The following is a 16,753-nucleotide window of genomic DNA, read 5'->3' as shown; positions in this document are numbered from 1 at the left end:
GTCAGACGCAACGGTGGCATCCGCCAAACTGGGGAGCGCACCGGCTAAAGTAAGCCTCATGAAGTCACGCCTCCCACGCGCAGCACGCAAATACTTGGATCAATTGCGCCTCGAATTGGGACACCTGAACATTGAAGAGCGAAACAGGATCATTGAACAAACCAACGCGAAGATCCGTCAACTGCCCGGACGCGGCCGCAATCAGGTAGAGCTATTTGAGCACCTCGGTACCGCAGCTATGCGAGCTGAAAAGTTCCGGCGGACCGAACCCGAAGCACTGGCGGTACGTAGTGGCAAAGAATTCTTGAACCGAATTCTTGGCTGGCCGATTCTTGCCTTTGCTCTGCTGACCGCCGTGGTGCTTTACTTCGGTCCTATTGCCTCCGTCGAGCCAGACGGCACAGCGTTGGCAGAGACTATGTTGTCCACGTGGGAAGCTGCAGTGGGAGCTCAGATCATCTGGCTTGCGGTGCTGCCGGTGTTGTTCAGCTCACTGCGACTGTGGGCGCAGAATAAGTTCACCTGGACTCTTGGAGTACTCGGCGCGGTACTTTTCACGCTCGTAGTGATCTTTGGTGCCGCGGGCATTGGGCTGTATTTCATCCCGATCACCGTGTTGCTTTGGGCGCAGGTACTTACCCCGATGATCATGATGCGTGGATCCATGGCTTATCCTGGAGCTCTCTGGTTGATTTCAGGTGCCTTGCTGGTGCTCTTAGGACTGGTATGGGCGGTGCGTCCGGCCTTAGACGAGAGCACCAATAACATCTGGCTGATCATTTCACCCGCGATTGTCTTGGGACTGCTGGCAGTCCTACTTCCGACCCGCAAATTCTGGGTCCAAGTAGCATTGATTACTGTCGGGATCTTGGTAATTGCCGCCGGACTAACTGCCGCACTCGGCAACCTGGGCCATCCAGCATTAATCGACACCTGGGTGGTTGGGGGACTGGCATTCGCCGTCGGGCATTTAGCGCTCGCCGGTGGACTGTGGCACGAGCGGGTACGCAAGCTCTTGGCCCTGTATTAGTTCTGTTATCGAATCTGATGGATGACAGCAGGACAAACAGCCAAGTAGTTTCCGGAATACAGGTGCCCGACTGCTTAGAATAGAACTATGAGCGACGCCCCAAATTCCTTGCCGACACCGCCAGCTAAGCGTGGGCGAGGCCGACCCCGAAAAGACTCAAATTGGGCGACGTTCTCACGTGACGAACTAGCTGCCCGTGCCTTGCACATCGCTGGAAATGAAGGCTTCTCCGCGGTGACTATGCACCGGTTGGCGGCAGAGTTCTCCGTGACCCCGCGGGCGCTGTATAACTACGTGGCTGACCGCCAAGAGATTATCAACCTCGCGGTAGCGCAGTTTTTGGAAAAGGCTCCGTTCATCGATTTTGATCCGGAGAACTGGCGTGATTCCGTGGGCGAAGCCTATAACCGCTCACGTGAGGTCTATCGGATGTTCCCACGCGCCACCTTGGTGGGAATGGAAGAAAGTGTGACCGCCGATATCGGGCCGAGGCACACCGAGTTGCTGGAACGGTTACTGAAGTTTTTTGTAGACATTGGTCTGCCACTAAAAAATGCGGTCAGTCTGTCACGTTGTTTAGAACAGGACGTGCTCGGCTTCGCACTGAAATATGACTACCCCTATGACCGTGCCCCGGAGCAATACCGCGACGTAGTCACTAGAGTCGTGGCCGAACGCTGGCTGGATAACTACCCAGAGGTGGATGCGCCAATGTGTCGGGCTTCGCTTGAGCTTCCCGAACAGACCAGTGACGAGATCTTCGCTGAACTAGTGGAGATGCGGATCCTGTCCATCGAAGTGATTCTCGCGAGAAACTGAGCATCACTAGGGAATAACTTCCTCGCCCTGGACGCTTGAGTACTTGTTCGCATAAATTTTTGGACCTCCTGCGGAGTTCGTCAGGTATCGGCCTACCAGTTGAAAGTTGGACCATGCCACAGCGAGATCAAAAGCTGCCCGAGCCCTTATCCTCCGCGGCACGGTGGCGCTTGCTTGGGGTGCTCCTAGCGACGATGTTTATGTCATTGGTTTCGGTCAGCATTGTCAACGTGGTGCTGCCGTCCATTGAGTCCACCCTCGGCGCCACCGAAGCCGACATGCAGTGGGTGCTCGCCGGATATGCGCTAACCTTCGGCGTGGTGTTAGTTGCCGCCGGACGTGCCGGAGATGTGCTGGGGCGCGGGGTGATGTTTGTGGCCGGAGTGATCATCTTTACGCTCTCCTCAATCTTCGCCGGCCTAGCTCCGGATCCCACCAGCCTGAATATCGCACGTTTTATTATGGGATTTGGTTCTGGCCTGCTGAACCCGCAGGTTATGGGCATGATTCAACAACACTTTAAAGGTCACGAGCGCGGACGCGCTTACGGACTGTTGGGCACGGTCATCGGCGTTTCGGTGGCTATTGGCCCGGTTCTTGGTGGTTTTTTGATCGGCTGGCTTGGCCCGGATGCCGGCTGGCGTTGGACTTTTTTGATTAACGTTCCGGTGGGAATCATCGCGGTACTACTGGCATTGATGTGGTTGCCACGCCCCTTGCTGATCCGCGGTACCGGAAAGCTGGACCTAGACCCCGTGGGAGGGGTCTTACTGGCGGTGGGATTGTTGGCTTTCCTGCTTCCGTTCGTCCAGGGACGCGAGAATCCTGCGCTGTGGGCACTGCTGGTAGTGGGTCTAGCGATCTTGGTCTTCTGGGTTTACTGGGAGAAGAAATATAAGGCGCGGGGCCGTGCCCCGATGGTGGAACTGGCCCTATTTAAGATTTCCAGCTTTACCAACGGCTCATTGATTGCCGGACTGTATTTTATGGGTGTCAGCAGCGTATGGGTGCTCGTGGCCATTTATGTGCAAAGCGCACTCGATTTCAGTGCACTGGAAGCCGGATTGATCTGTCTTCCGGCGGCACTGCTCTCTGCGGTGAGCTCGCAATTGGCGGGAAATTACGTGATGAGTATCGGGCGCAAGATGATCGTGTTCGGTACCGCGAGTGCACTGTTCGGACTGCTGGCCACGGTGGCGGTAGTGGAGCTGGAAGCACGCGCGGGGTTGAATATCTGGTGGATGATGCTGGCACTGTCATTTATCGGTCTGGCCCAAGGTTTCATTATTTCGCCGAACCAAACGCTGACGCTGATGGAGGTACCGCTGGAAAACTCCGGCAGCGCCGGTGGGCTGATGCAGACCTCCCAACGTATTGGCACGGCGGTAGGCATTGCGGTCATTACTGCGATCTTCTACGGAGTCAATCACATCTCGGGCTGGACTAACGCGATGAGCTTGTCCTTTGCCGCCATCGCATTGCTGGTGCTGATCACCATGTGCGTGGCCATTGGAGATCTGCGCAGGGGACAACGCGACGAAGCAGCGGTTTCCTGAGCTGGTACAGAGGCAGCGCCACACCCTGAAGCTGGGCGGAGCATTGGGGCGCACCGGGTAGTACCGGCGAATATGGGCAAAGTCGTTGGAAGGCTCCTGTGATCGCTCTACGCTGGAGGGATGAAGCGTCTTACCATGGTCCTAGCCATCCCACTTCTGATGTTTGCCTTGGCCTCCTGCGCCTCGTCTTCCGGTGGCGCTTCGGCGCCCGAGGGGGTATGGGGCGAACAGGCCCAAGGTAAACCCTGGATTGAACTTTCAGCAGATGGGAAAGTATCAGGCAACGACGGATGCAACCGTATCGCAGGTCAATGGGCTGGCAACGATGGAGAGATCAATTTTGAACAGTTGAGCAGCACCAAGATGTTCTGCCTTGGAATCGACCCGTGGCTCTCCTCTGCTGTTACCGCGCAGATCAATGGTGACAGCATGCTGGTGCTGGATGCGGAAAATGCCGAACTTGGAACGCTGAAGCGAGCCGGGTAGTTGTTTGGTAAAAAACAAAAATACCTCGGAATGAACCTTTTGGTGCATTCCGAGGTATTTTTTGTAAGTGATTCGAACTAGACGATTCGGTATCCGCTAACCAGCGGGCAATCGAATGGATCGCGGGCCGAGAGGCCAACCTTGTTCAGGTAGGTAATGACCTGCGAGTAGGATTCACGAACGCTGGCAATGGTGTAAGGCACCTGATGCTCGTCGCAGTACTCGCGAACGATTTTTGATACTGCAGCCAGGTTGGCGCGTGGCATCGATGGGAACAAGTGATGCTCGACCTGGTAATTCAATCCGCCATAGACGTGGGAAAGAATACGGTTTCCCCAGTTGGACTTGGCCATCACGTTACGTCCGGTGAGTACCTGGCGGGAGAAAAAGTCGATACGTGCATTCTCGGGAACCATGGGCATGCCCTTGTGATTCGGAGCGAATGACGCACCCATGTAAACGCCGAAGACTGCCAGCTGCACGCCGATGAACGCAAATGCCATACCGACAGGCAGGAAGTAGAAGATGGCAGCTAGGTAGAGCGCGATACGCAGTGCAATACCGGTCATTTCACGCTTGCGGTTCTTCACGCGGTTAGCCTGGAATAGGTACTTGATTGACTGCATGTGCAGGTTCAAGCCCTCAAGTGTGAGCAGCGGGAAAAACAAGTAACCCTGGCGTTCGGTGATCCACTTGAGGAAACCACGCTGGCGCTTGGCATCCTCTGGTTGGAACGAGATGGTGTCCCACTCGATGTCCGGGTCCTTGCCGATGGTGTTCGGAGTGGCGTGGTGCTTATTGTGCTTGTTCATCCACCACTGGTAGCTGATACCGACAACAATATTTGCCAAGAACTGGCCCAGCTTGTCGTTGCGCTTGTGCGAGGCAAGGATCTGGCGGTGAGCGGCCTCATGGGCCAAGAAAGCGAACTGGGTCAACAACAGACCCAGTGCACCAGCCATCAGCAGCTGGAACCAGCTATCCCCGAGCAGGAAAAAGCCGGCAACTGTACCTGCAAGGAGAACCGTCAGGACGGTGGCGATGCCAACGTAGTGTCCGCGGCGGCGTTGGATTAATCCAGCGTCGCCGACCAACTTTTTGACGTGGAAAAAGCTTTTAGGATCTCCCGGTTTGACCGACGGGCCTGCGGGGTCCAGTACTGAACTACTGCTCAAGAAAACATCCTTGGGTGATAGGCGTCGACATTACAGTCGAAAGAACTGAAAATCTCGGCTCCCATATCCTTAGCTTACTTGGAAAAACTGTGAAGCAACTGTCCGGTCGGTGCCAAAATTTGAAATATCGAGTAATAGACGATACTCAACATTTTCCGCCCAAGCCAGGCAACAGTTAGTGCCGTACTGTCAACTGGCCATCTGTTATTTCCCAGCGTGCGTCAAGGCGCACATTTTCAAGCATCCGCCGGTCGTGTGTGACGAGCAGCAAGGCACCCTCATAGGATTCCAAAGCTTCTTCAAGTTGCTCAATTGCTGGTAGGTCCAGGTGGTTGGTTGGCTCATCGAGGACCAACAGGTTTACGCCACGTGCTTGCAATAGAGCCAGACCAGCACGGGTGCGTTCACCGGGGGAGAGCGCAGAGACCAGTGAAGCAGTCTGATTGGCTTTCAGGCCGAATTTTGCGAGCAAAGTCCGAGCGTCCGCCGAAGTCATTTCCGGCAGCTCGAGCTCAAACGCTTCTCCCAAAGGAAGGCTGGCCGGCAAATAGCTGCGCGCCTGATCGATTTCACCAATCTTCACCGAGGCACCCAGCGAGGCGCTTCCCGTATTAGGGGTGATTTTGCCCAGCAATAAGTTGAGCAATGTCGATTTTCCGGATCCATTGGGACCGGTAATGCCGATGCGCTCTCCGGCGTTCAGCTGGATTGACAGTGGACCGAAGCTGAAATGTCCACGGTTCAGGGCCACCTCATTGAGTGTGGAAACCACGGTGGAAGAACGCGGGGCCGCCGCAATTTCAAATTGCAGCACCCATTCCTTACGAGGCTCGATGACCTCATCGAGCCGTTTAATCCGTGACTCCATCTGGCGGACCTTCTGTGCCTGCTTTTCCGAGGACTCATTGGACGCCTTGCGGCGCAGCTTGTCATTATCCGGGTTCTTCTTCATGGCATTGCGAACGCCTTGGGAAGACCATTCACGCTGGGTGCGGGCACGGGAGACAAGATCTGCTTTTTTGTCCGCGAATTCGTCATAGGCTTCGCGTGCATGACGACGGTTGATGTCCCGTTCTTCAAGATACGAATCATAGCCTCCTTCGTAAACCGCGACTTGGTTCTGCGCCAGATCCAGCTCCACAATCCCGGTAGTGCAGCGAGCCAAGAATTCACGGTCGTGGGATACCAGCACCACGCCGGCGCGCAGTGAATTGATAAAGGTTTCCAGTCGTTCCAACCCGGCCAAATCGAGGTCATTCGTCGGCTCATCAAGCAGGACGACATCAAAACGGCTCAGCAGCAAAGCGGCCAGCGCGATGCGCGCTACCTGTCCGCCGGACAAAGAGGTCATCAGCGAGTCGGTGGAAAGCTCAAAGCCAAGTTCCGCGAGGACTTCAGGGGCGCGGTCATCCAAGTCCATGGCGCCCGAGGCCATCCAATGGTCAAAGGCCAAGGCATAGGCGTCATCTGCTCCGGGAGCCCCGGAACCCAGTGCCTCGGCGGTCGCTTCCATGGCCGCGGTGGCCTGCGCGCAACCGGTGCGGCGGGCTAGATACCCGGCGATAGTTTCGCCTTCAAGACGGTCGTGTTCCTGCGGCATCCAGCCGATGAATGCACCATCGGGTGCGGTGGAGACGGTGCCGCCCATGGGTTCGTCAACGCCTGCGAGCAGGCGAAGCAACGTGGTTTTCCCTGCGCCGTTGGCACCTACGATTCCATACACATCCCCCGGAGAGAGGGTGAAGCTGAGTTTGGAGAAGAGAGTTCGATCGGCATGGCCCCCGGAAAGGTCCTTGGCCACCAGTGTTGCAGTCATGGCTCTCATTCTAGGGGGTTTTGGCCAGTGGAATTGCTCCTTCTTTGCCAGCTCGGGTGTGATGTTTGGAGAGGATAAATTGCTGATGACTCGGAAATGGACATGGCACTTTGAATGCGGGAATCTTTCGCACCACGGGCGAATCAAAGAATGGGAACGGGAGAGAGAATGAATCGGGATACAACATGTGCAATGGCCGGAAGCTTTACGGACCGTTGCCATAAGCAGCTCTCGCATTGTGAGCTCGGGGATCTCTCGCCGCACTGTTGAACTTTGTTTAGGTATTGTCCACTCGTTCGGTAATGAACCGCACTTTTGAAGGAGACTTTGAGCAAGGTTGTCATTTGCGGCTCGGCGTCGGTGGACGGCTTCATCGCGGACGAAAACGACCTGCCAAGATCTAAGGGCTGGGACCCCAAGGTGCCATTCCACTTCGTCGACTCTGTCTCGGTAGCCGTGGCCAAGGCGCAGGAACCCGCCGGTGAACGCAGCGTCAAGGTCTCCGCAGGCGAGGCTGGCCGCCCGGCGCTTCACCTGCGCTTCCCGGTGCGTTGCTAATCAATCTTGCTTTAACGCCAAAAATCCCGGCTCACCAGCGNNCGCTGGTGAGCCGGGATTTTCACGTAGCAGCTCAGGGAAGCTGCCTCGGCGAGGTCTTAGACCTGGTTACCGAGCTTGAAGCCCTTGGAAGGCTCTCCGCGGTAGGTGCCGTCTTCGTCCTTCTCACGGGTGTATGAGAAGCCGTCGGCGCCGACGGTGACATCCATTTCGGAGCTGTCGGTGCGGGTGATGACTTCCTGCACGTTGCCGTCCAGGTCCAAGACCTTCGAGGCTTCGGTGTACCACGATGGAACAACTGGGTTGCCCCACCAGTCGCGACGCTGGTTATCGTGCACGTCCCAGGTGATGACCGGGTTGTCCGGGTCGCCGGTGTAGTAATCCTGGGTGTAGATCTCGATGCGGTGATCATCTGGATCCAGGATGTACAGGTAGAACGCGTTGGAGACACCGTGGCGGCCTGGGCCGCGCTCGATGCGGTCCGAGATGCGCAGTGCGCCCATCTTGTCGCAGATCTGGATGATGTTGTGCTTCTCGTGGGTGGAGAAGGCTACGTGGTGCAGGCGTGGACCGTTGCCACCGGTGAGCGCGGTGTCGTGTACGGTGCCCTTGCGGTGCATCCATGCTGCGTAGGTGGTGCCTTCTTCGTCCTGGATGTCTTCGGTGACGCGGAAGCCCAGGTCCTCGAGGTAAGCGCGGCCGCGTGGCACGTCCGGGGTGACCTGGTTGAAGTGGTCCAGACGGACCAATTCGCCAGCCGAGTATAGGTCATAGCGCATGTGCAGACGCTCTACATGCTCGGTCTCGAAGAAGAACTCGTATGGGAAGCCCAGTGGATCTTCCACGCGGACCGAATCGCCGATTCCGCGGACAAAGCCCTCGGCGCGACGCTCGGTGCGGCAACCCAATTCCTTGTAGTACGCTTCAGCGGCGTCTACCTCGGCGGTGGAGCGCACACGGAAAGCCATAGCCTTCAGTGCTGCTACCGGGCCGAGAGTCAGGACCAGGTTGTGGTGGATGAACTCTTCGAAGGAACGCAGGTAGATCTGGGTGTCATCCTCGTAGGAGACGTGCAGACCCAGAACGTCTACGTAGAACTTGCGCGATGCGGCCAGGTCGGTGACGACCAGTTCCGCGTAGGCGCAGCGCAGGATATCCGGCGCTGGAACCGATGGGGTAGGGATTGGGTTATTGATTTCTTTAGCCATGGTGTTTGCTCCTTTGCAAAAGCGAGAAGGTGGGTTAGACGCCGAACTTAGGGGAGTGAGACTCGTTCAGGGTGATCTGAATCGACTGCTGGGTGGTGTAGAAGTCCACCGAGCGGTAGCCTCCCTCGCGGCCCAGACCCGAAGCCTTCACGCCACCGAATGGGGTGCGCAGGTCACGGACGTTGTTTGAGTTCAGCCAGACCATGCCCGAATCGATGGCGTGTGCGAAGTTGTGCGCACGCTTCAGGTTGGTGGTCCACACGTATGCGGCCAGGCCGTACTTGGTGTTGTTGGCCAGTTCCAGTGCTTCTTCATCGGTGTCGAACGGGGTGATCGCTACGACTGGGCCGAAGATTTCGTCCTGGAAGATCTGTGCCTCTGGAGCAACATCGGCGAAGACGGTCGGAGCAACGTAGTTGCCCGTCTCGAAGCCTTCTGCGCGTCCGCCACCTGCCAGCAGGCGGCCTTCCTTCTTGCCGATTTCGATGTAGCTCATGACCTTGTCGAAGTGGTTCGGATGAACCAGCGAGCCGACCTCGGTCTTTGGATCGCTTGGCAGACCCACGCGGATGTTCTTTGCACGTTCTGCGAACTTGGCAACAAAATCATCGTAGATTTCGCGCTGAACCAGTACGCGGGAGCCGGCGGTGCAACGCTCGCCGTTCAGCGAGAACACACCGAAGACGGTTGCATCCAGTGCTGCGTCAAGGTCAGCGTCGGCGAAGACGATGGCTGGGGACTTGCCGCCCAGCTCCAGGGACAGGCCCTTGAACTGCGGGGCTGCTGCGGTGGAGATGGTAGCGCCGGTGGAGCTGTCACCGGTGAAGGACACCAATGGCACATCCGGGTGCTTGACCAGGTAATCGCCGGCCACTCCGCCCGAGCCGAAGATCAGGTTGAAGACGCCTTCTGGCAGACCCGCTTCGCGGAAGATTTCTGGCCACAGTACCGCCGACAGCGGGGTGTAGCTGGCAGGCTTGAGTACGACCGAGTTGCCGGTAGCGATTGCCGGAGCAAGCTTCCATGATTCCTGCATGAACGGAACGTTCCATGGGGTGATCAGTGCCGCGGTGCCAATTGGCTTGCGGTTCACGTAGTTCATCTGGCGCCCTGGTACGCGGAAGGTGTTATCCACCTGGGCAACGATCAGGTCAGCGAAGAAACGGAAGTTCTCTGCCGCACGGCGAGCCTGACCCTTGGCCTGGGTGATTGGCAGGCCGGAGTCGTAGGACTCCAGCAGTGCCAGCTCTTCGTCGCGGGATTCAACGATGTCGGCGATCTTGTGCAGCACGCGGGAACGCTCACGCGGCAGCATCTTGGACCATGGGCCTTCCTTGAAGGCCTTGTTGGCGGCGGCTACTGCCAGGTCAACGTCTTCGGGCTGAGCCGAAGCTACGGTGGCGTAGTTTTCGTTCTTGACCGGTTCCTGCACATCGAAGGTTTTACCCGAGATGGAATCGACGAACTTGCCATCGATGTAGTGCTGCAGGTGGGTGGGGAGATTCTCCGGAACGTTGCTCATGGATATTTTCCTTTCGCGTGGCTTTCAGCAATGAAAGTCATCAAATGATGAAAATTTGTGGGGTCTAGATGGCGCTGGGTGCCATATTGGCCTGGGCCAGGTAGGCGTTGAGCGTGTTGGTTCGGTGTGTCCGGGCGGCCTCTTCGATGTCTTTCGTCGAGGCGTGGGCGGCGATCAGTTCCAGTAAATGCTGGTGCTCTTCTACCGACTGCTTGGCACGGTGCGGGATGTGGGTGAAGGAGCTGGCTCGCATTGCTGCGAGTCGGCGCCATCCGCGTTGGACCAGATCCAAGATGTGCGGGTTAGGGCACTGGCTGTAGAGCTGCTGGTGGAACTCGTTGTTCAACTCGGTGAAGGCCACCGGGTCAAACGCTTCCAAGCACTGGCGCATTTGATCATTGAGATCCTGCGCTTTGGCCAACCAGGCCTCGTCCATGGCGGACGCGGCCAACGCGGTGGCTGCTGGTTCGATGACCGCGAGGGTCTGCATGGTGTGCAGGTAGAGGGTTGAATCCACCTGCGCCACGGTGGCACCTACGTTGCGGGTGAAGTGCACCAGACCTTCGGCCTCCAAGCGCCGGATCGCCTCGCGGACCGGGACTACGGAGCAGCCCAGTTCCTCGGCGATGGTTCCCAGAACGAGTCGGTATCCGGGGGAGTACGCCCCGTTGACGATTCGTTCGGAGACCAGCGCGTAGGCGACCTCTGACTTGGAGGTAGTCATTACAGCTCCCAGGTGGCCAGATCCGGGGATCCGGCGTCCTTCCAGGCGTTGTACTTTGCTTTCCACTCGGCGTTCATAGGGAACAGGCCCTCGATACCGTGGCCACGCTGGACCATGGCGAAGATGAATTCGTCATTGGACTCGGTGACCATGGCTTCCGCGGCGACCTCGGCGACCATTGCCGGTGGGATCACTACGATGCCATCAGAATCTGCAACGATGACGTCACCTGGCTGGACGGAGACGCCACCGCAAGCCACGGTGATGTCCTTGTCCCAGGCCACGTGCTTGCGACCCAAGACTGCCGGGTGGGCACCGTTGTAGAACACTGGGATTTCCAGGCCGGAGACTGCGTCAAGGTCACGCACCCCACCGTCGGAGATGATGCCTGCGGCGCCAAGCTGCTGGCTACGCAGTGCCAGGATGTCACCCAAGGTTGCCGAGCCGGTTTCCCCGCGGGCTTCCATGACCAGGATTTCGCCATCCTGCAAGGAATCAATTGACTGCTTCTGCATGTTGTATCCGGCACCGTGAGCCTTGAACAGATCTTCGCGGTTTGGAATGTAGCGCAGTGTGCGGGCGGTACCGATGACACGCTTCATGCCCTTGGTAGCACCTGGTACTTCGATGTTTACGTTGTTCAGTCCGCGCTTGCGCAAGGTAGCTGACAAGGTGGCGGTAGCTACGGTGGCAAGCTGTTCGCGGACTTCATCGGTGAGTACCGACTTGCCGGTGACCAGCGCTGGCATGCCCGCGGTTTCGCGGTCGCCGTAAGCGTCTTCCTTATCCCTGTCGGTGACCTTTGGCTGGTTGCCGAAGTCCGCGAAAGTGGAAGTGCCTTCAACTGCGGTGGTTTTCAAGCGCCCGGTGGTAGCACCGGTGAGCAGATCGGTGACCTCAACCTCGACGATGTCGCCAGGGAAGAATACGGAGGAGCCTGCTGGGGTACCGGTGAGGATCACGTCGCCTGGCTGCAAGGTCATCTGCTGCGAAAGATCCGCAACGATCTGTGAGAAGGAGAAGAGCAGTTCCGAGGTATCTGCATCCTGGGCGATATTCCCATTGACCCAGGTCTGTACGCGTAGCTTGGCTGGATCCAGCTCGGCTGCAGCGAGGGCGGTTGGGCCCATCGGGGTGTAACCGTCGCCGGACTTCGAGCGGATATTTGATCCCTTATCCGCGTACTTGATGTCATGGACACCCAAGTCGTTGGAGGCGGTGACTGAACCGACGTAGCTCCAGGCTTCTTCAACGGAAACGCGGCGGGCAGCCTTGCCGATGATCAATGCGATTTCGCCTTCGAAGGCGAGCAATTCGGTACCAGCTGGACGTTCCACAGTTGAGCCGGTGGTTGCCAGTGAGCTGGAAGCCTTCATGAAGTAGCTCGGGAATTTAGGAGTGCGTCCACGCTGTGCTGCTCGCGAGGAGTAGCTCAGGTGTACTGCAAGAACCTTGCCAGCCTGAGCGAAAGTTTCTTCGCTGACCGGAATCGGATTACTCATCTTTGATTTTCCCACTTTCGTCGTACATCAAATCGTATACGATCTAGTGTGCTCTCAATCTCAATCGGTGTCAAGTCATTGATGTTGGTTACTTTTCCGAGTTCAGGTTGGGGCTCTCGTTTGGGGCAAATATCCCGCCATTCCGGGGAACCTACCACTGATTCTTCACCTGCGGGACAAAATGAACAACCATAATTCTGCATCCGAATCGGTGGGAGAAATAGCCCCCTGTCGGACGCTGGAGGAGCGAAATTGCTTATATGATCCGATGATTTTTGGCGAGGATCACTAGGGGTCTGGGTTGCGTATGGACCGCATGCGGCAGAGGATTTGAGCCGCGTTGGCCACCTGGAGCGGTCCTGTCTTGATTCTGATTTATTCCGCTTTCCATCTAGCATCGATCGGTTCGCGGGTTTTATCGGTAGAGCTTCCACTGGATTATGTGGCAGCCGAGAGCGCGTCACCGTCTGGCGTTTAGTCCAAAATTATGTGCTGGCTGGTCCTCGGATGATCCAACCTAACGGGTAACTCCACATTTCTAACCGGTTCTTCTTGGCAAAGAATTCACTGCTCCCTTTAGCAGGATTCCGCTCCTGCGTTAAGCCAGACTTTTTGGCTCTGTAATTCCGATGGTTAATTCGAAGGGCCTTAGGTAGGGGAATTTGTTGACTCATGTGATGCGGATAGGCGTAGCGCCCCCTTTGGTGCTCCTTGAAATTTCCTGTGAAAAGAACAGTTGAGGGAAGTTTTGTTCACTGAGTGTATTGTTAGCTAGGTAAGATACTTTTGTGAGCTTGATAAATTTCGACGGGAAAACAGTTGGGCGCGGAGGATCCAGACTTTCGTAGCCTCTGTCGACACTGATTTCATATTGGAACATGACCTCGAAAATTATGCCGGTAATACAAAATTCAGACGACGAATCAGTGAGTGAAACCGATGGAAAATATGGATCTACAGCCTTTTGACGCCGTTGTACTGATGTCGTTTGGAGGTCCGGAAAAGCCCGAAGACGTTCTTCCGTTCCTGCAAAACGTCACTCGTGGGCGCGGAATCCCCGATGAACGCCTCAAGGAAGTCGGGGAGCACTATTACCTTTTCGGTGGCAAGTCTCCCATTAACGAACAGAATCAAGCATTACTGCAGGCTCTGCAGAGCGAATTCAGTTCTCGCGGAATTCGCACGCCGCTTTTGTGGGGAAACCGAAATTGGAACCCATACCTTACCGATGTTGTCCGGGAGCACGCTTCTACCTCTACTGCGAGCAATTTCCTAGCCATTGATACTTCGGCGTACTCCTCCTACTCGTCATGCCGGCAATATCGTGAAGACTTCGCTCAAGCGGTGGACGCACTGGACAGCGAGGGGCTGAAAGTAACTTTCGACAAGGTTCGCCAGTACTACAACCACCCCGGATTCGCTCATGCAGAGCTCAAATGCGTGCGCGACGGGCTGTCACGTTTAAAGGAAATCGTCGGCGAACTGGATCCCGCCCGTCATAAGATCCTGTACGTTACCCACTCGATCCCTTCCACGATGCAAGGCACCTCAGAACGTTTTACCCCGGGGTACCAAGCTCAGCATGAAGAACTGATCAAGTGGATCGGACAGGAACTCGAAGGTGGAGAAAAGCTTGATGCCGAACTGGTCTTCTGTTCCCGTTCGGGTTCTCCACATACTCCTTGGTTGGAACCAGATATCAACGATCGTCTGCGTGAGCTTTCCGACGAAGGTATAGAGGGTGTACTCGTAGTCCCTATCGGGTTTGTCTCTGATCATATGGAGGTCAAATTTGATTTGGATACCGAGGCGGCCGAAACAGCCCAAGAGCTAGGCATGTCCTTTCTTCGTGCAGAGAGCGTGGGGACCTCTTCACTATTTGTTAGTGGACTAGTTGATTTGGTGATTGAACGAGTAGCGCAGGTCAGAGGAGAACAGGTTGAGCCCGCAGTCATCAACGCTGGGAAGGCGCTGAGTCCAGGTAGCGGTGCATGTTCCTTGACGTGCTGCGAAGGTGCAAAGTGGAAAAATACGGTTCCCAATTGGAGCCGGTCTGAACCTCAAGAATGAGCAATCCGCGTGGCTACTTCCCCCCCCTGTGTGTACTCCCGTGGAAAGTTCTCTGAGATAAGTAATACCGCGCAGATAACAAGTGATCCCTATACAGGAGGTTCACAACGATTTTCCATGGTGCAAGAGCAGGAAAGGTGCGGTGAACCAGACATGGTCGTTTCTGCTTATGAGGCTACTTTTAAATTTCATGCCAGCGATCTCCTGAGAATTATCGCGCTTTTTTTGGTGCCCTTGGCATGGATGAGTGCAGGCCCTGCTGCCGCCGCCGCGATGGCCTTGGTTTCTGGTGGCACATGGCTGCTTCGCTACTATGCAAGATCTCGTGTACAAGACGTGATCGGCCAGTTGGCTTTCATCTCCGCCGGGATATTTAGCTCGATTGGACTCTACCAAGCTATCTGGTGGTTGGATCTCGTAGTGCATCTGATCGTCATGGCAGTGGTTACCGCTTTGATCTACGAAATCCGCATCCGACGAAATCACCTCACCGAGGGGGCTAGCCAAGTCCCGCATCGGCTTGGAGCCCGCGAGCTTCTCACATACGGGTCCTTAGCTGCGGTGCTCTGGGAGTTGGGCGAATGGGGCGGCTATTTCTTAATTTCATCCGAGATAGGGGTGGGGATTTTAGACAGCACGACTGATTTTTTCGCAGGCATTTTAGGGATCCTAGGCACCGTATTTTGGATCAGTTCGAACAGAAAGTCTCGGTAACTATGCGCATCAGTATTGTGATTCCTGTGCTGAACGATGAGGAGTATTTGAAGGTTCTTTTAGATAATCTCGCACATCAGACCGTACCGGCAGACGAGATTATCGTGGTGGACAATGGGTGCACGGATGGCAGCGCCGAGGTCGCGAAATCTGCCGGTGCTATAGTCATTGTTGAGAAAAATATCGGAATTCCCGCAGCAGCAGCCACAGGATATGACCGTGCCACTGGCGAGATCATTGTGCGTTGCGATGCTGATTCTCGGCCCCCGGCGGATTGGCTTGAGAAAATCTATAAGAAATTCGTGCAGGACCCGACTGCCGGCGCGCTGACCGGCCCTGGGTTCTTTTATGATTTACCCCTAGGAACTCGATGGTTAGGTTCAGCTCTTTACGCCCTGGGGTATTTTTTCTTGCTCGGTTCTGCTCTGGCCACGGTTCCCCTGTGGGGATCCAACATGGCGTTTCGAAGTGATCTCTGGACTGGAGTACGGGAACAGGTCAGCCGTACCGGAACCAAAATTCATGATGATCTGGATCTGAGCTGCGCCGCGCAGCAGAGTTTTGTCCTGAAGTTCCTGCCGACACTTCGTGTGGGCGCGGCTGGACGCGTTTTCCTCCGGCCCCGTGGTTTTCGACAGTCCAGTCTCCTTGCCATGAATACATTGGCGAGGCATGGAGGTATCAACGGGATACTTAATCGCTGGCAACTGGTTTTAGGGTTGAAATAAAGCGCAAATATGGTGGAAGCTCAAAAACCAACTCCGGATTTGGCGGAGCGAGAGTATTCGCTCGCCATCGGAATTCACCTCGCAAAACTAAGGTGACTTTGCTTTGTTGATCGAGCGTCCCAAGCTGCCAGCTGCGGTGTCGAACTCTCGTAGTCAATTCCAGAACGACAACTTTTGGTCCTGACGGATCAGTGACTTCAAACTTTGCCAAACATCTGCGCGAACTGTTTAGCAGGAGATCTGAGTCTTCTGCACGAGCAATCTGAGTCGTCGCGCAACTCGGTTCTTCTTTGTGCCCAGGGAACTTAGGCCGCTGATTCCATGCCAAACCCAGCAGCAGTGGGCAAACACCGATTCATGTCAACGTCGTCCAGATGGGCTAGACCCTTAGTCGGGCGCCGAGTATCCGAATGAAACACCTATCTCGCCCGCGACGTTCCATCCTCAGGGGCAGATTTCTGGGTGCCTTCGTTTTTGAGTGACGGTATTTCGCCGTGCACCACGATCTCACTGTTTTCGTGCTCGACGCTAAGGTCACATGCAGCTTGATAAGCGTCATGCATTGACTTGAAAGTGCCTTGGAACCAGCCGTCGAGGCTCACGTCCCAAGTTTGCCCGTTTGTACAGATTTCGATGGGGTGCATTGGTTCCTCTCCGGCTCTTTTACTTTTCCCACGACCGACAGTGTTGGTATAAGAAATGAGTAAGCGCCCCAGGATGTCCCGGGACGCTTAGCTCGACCTCGCGAAAAGGTTGTTTAGTTAGGTGCGCTTTGTGAGTTCGCTTTTTCATAATAATCTGAAGAGTTATAGCAACGGTAGTAAGGGGGCTCTTCAGGATTCAGG

14 protein-coding genes are annotated in these 16,753 nt (G+C 55.9%); 8 read left to right on the top strand and 6 right to left on the bottom strand.

Annotated features, from left to right (window positions below; translation table 11 throughout):
• Positions 1-58: 58 nt before the first annotated feature.
• From CIK74_RS11360 to CIK74_RS11345, 4 genes are all read left to right on the top strand, one after another.
• Positions 59-1,030: a hypothetical protein gene (locus CIK74_RS11360; protein ID WP_096256332.1), complete on the top strand. Its 972-nt coding sequence runs from the start codon at positions 59-61 to the stop codon at positions 1,028-1,030.
• A gap of 87 nt (positions 1,031-1,117) precedes the next feature.
• Positions 1,118-1,849: a TetR/AcrR family transcriptional regulator C-terminal domain-containing protein gene (locus CIK74_RS11355; protein ID WP_096256331.1), complete on the top strand. Its 732-nt coding sequence runs from the start codon at positions 1,118-1,120 to the stop codon at positions 1,847-1,849.
• 113 nt (positions 1,850-1,962) lie between these two features.
• On the top strand, positions 1,963-3,405 hold the full coding sequence (locus CIK74_RS11350; RefSeq protein ID WP_096256330.1) for an MFS transporter: 1,443 nt from the start codon (positions 1,963-1,965) through the stop codon (positions 3,403-3,405).
• A gap of 120 nt (positions 3,406-3,525) precedes the next feature.
• A complete protein-coding gene (locus CIK74_RS11345; RefSeq protein ID WP_096256329.1) occupies positions 3,526-3,891 on the top strand; it encodes an META domain-containing protein in 366 nt (121 codons plus the stop codon).
• A 77-nt stretch (positions 3,892-3,968) separates the two neighbouring features.
• On the opposite strand, the gene CIK74_RS11340 is transcribed toward CIK74_RS11345, so the two are convergent.
• A complete protein-coding gene (locus CIK74_RS11340) occupies positions 3,969-5,066 on the bottom strand; it encodes an acyl-CoA desaturase (RefSeq protein WP_096256328.1) in 1,098 nt (365 codons plus the stop codon).
• A 175-nt stretch (positions 5,067-5,241) separates the two neighbouring features.
• Complete coding sequence (locus CIK74_RS11335; protein ID WP_096256327.1) at positions 5,242-6,882, bottom strand: ABC-F family ATP-binding cassette domain-containing protein; 1,641 nt, start codon at positions 6,880-6,882, stop codon at positions 5,242-5,244.
• A 327-nt stretch (positions 6,883-7,209) separates the two neighbouring features.
• Between CIK74_RS11335 and CIK74_RS11330 the strand changes: the two genes are divergently transcribed.
• Positions 7,210-7,440: a hypothetical protein gene (locus tag CIK74_RS11330; RefSeq protein ID WP_141392935.1), complete on the top strand. Its 231-nt coding sequence runs from the start codon at positions 7,210-7,212 to the stop codon at positions 7,438-7,440.
• 98 nt (positions 7,441-7,538) lie between these two features.
• Here the strand turns inward: CIK74_RS11330 and hpaD are convergent, their stop codons facing one another.
• From hpaD to CIK74_RS11310, 4 genes are all read right to left on the bottom strand, one after another.
• The gene (gene hpaD, locus CIK74_RS11325) at positions 7,539-8,648 is read right to left on the bottom strand and encodes a 3,4-dihydroxyphenylacetate 2,3-dioxygenase (RefSeq protein WP_229677160.1); all 1,110 of its coding nucleotides are present in this window, start codon (positions 8,646-8,648) and stop codon (positions 7,539-7,541) included.
• Positions 8,649-8,682: 34 nt separating this feature from the next.
• On the bottom strand, positions 8,683-10,170 hold the full coding sequence (gene hpaE / locus CIK74_RS11320) for a 5-carboxymethyl-2-hydroxymuconate semialdehyde dehydrogenase (protein ID WP_096256325.1): 1,488 nt from the start codon (positions 10,168-10,170) through the stop codon (positions 8,683-8,685).
• A gap of 64 nt (positions 10,171-10,234) precedes the next feature.
• A complete protein-coding gene (locus tag CIK74_RS11315; RefSeq protein ID WP_096256324.1) occupies positions 10,235-10,894 on the bottom strand; it encodes a GntR family transcriptional regulator in 660 nt (219 codons plus the stop codon).
• A complete protein-coding gene (locus CIK74_RS11310) occupies positions 10,894-12,396 on the bottom strand; it encodes a fumarylacetoacetate hydrolase family protein (protein ID WP_096256323.1) in 1,503 nt (500 codons plus the stop codon). The genes CIK74_RS11315 and CIK74_RS11310 overlap by 1 nt, the downstream gene beginning before the upstream one ends.
• A gap of 948 nt (positions 12,397-13,344) precedes the next feature.
• On the opposite strand from CIK74_RS11310, the gene CIK74_RS11305 reads away from it, so the two are divergent.
• The 3 genes from CIK74_RS11305 (at position 13,345) to CIK74_RS11295 (ending at position 15,908) form a co-directional block, all read left to right on the top strand.
• Positions 13,345-14,466 carry a ferrochelatase gene (locus CIK74_RS11305; RefSeq protein WP_343251925.1) on the top strand — a complete coding sequence of 374 codons (1,122 nt, stop codon included), beginning with the start codon at positions 13,345-13,347 and terminating at the stop codon, positions 14,464-14,466.
• A gap of 117 nt (positions 14,467-14,583) precedes the next feature.
• On the top strand, positions 14,584-15,180 hold the full coding sequence (locus tag CIK74_RS11300) for a hypothetical protein (RefSeq protein ID WP_096256321.1): 597 nt from the start codon (positions 14,584-14,586) through the stop codon (positions 15,178-15,180).
• A 2-nt stretch (positions 15,181-15,182) separates the two neighbouring features.
• Entirely contained in the window at positions 15,183-15,908 is a 726-nt protein-coding gene (locus tag CIK74_RS11295; RefSeq protein WP_096256320.1) for a glycosyltransferase family 2 protein, read from the top strand.
• The last annotated feature ends 845 nt before the right edge of the window (positions 15,909-16,753 follow it).

The sequence above is a fragment of the Glutamicibacter sp. BW77 genome, assembly GCF_002332285.1.
GTDB lineage: Bacteria > Actinomycetota > Actinomycetes > Actinomycetales > Micrococcaceae > Glutamicibacter > Glutamicibacter bergerei.
Note: the sequence above shows the minus strand (reverse complement) of the source record. Positions and strands in the feature narration are given on the sequence as shown.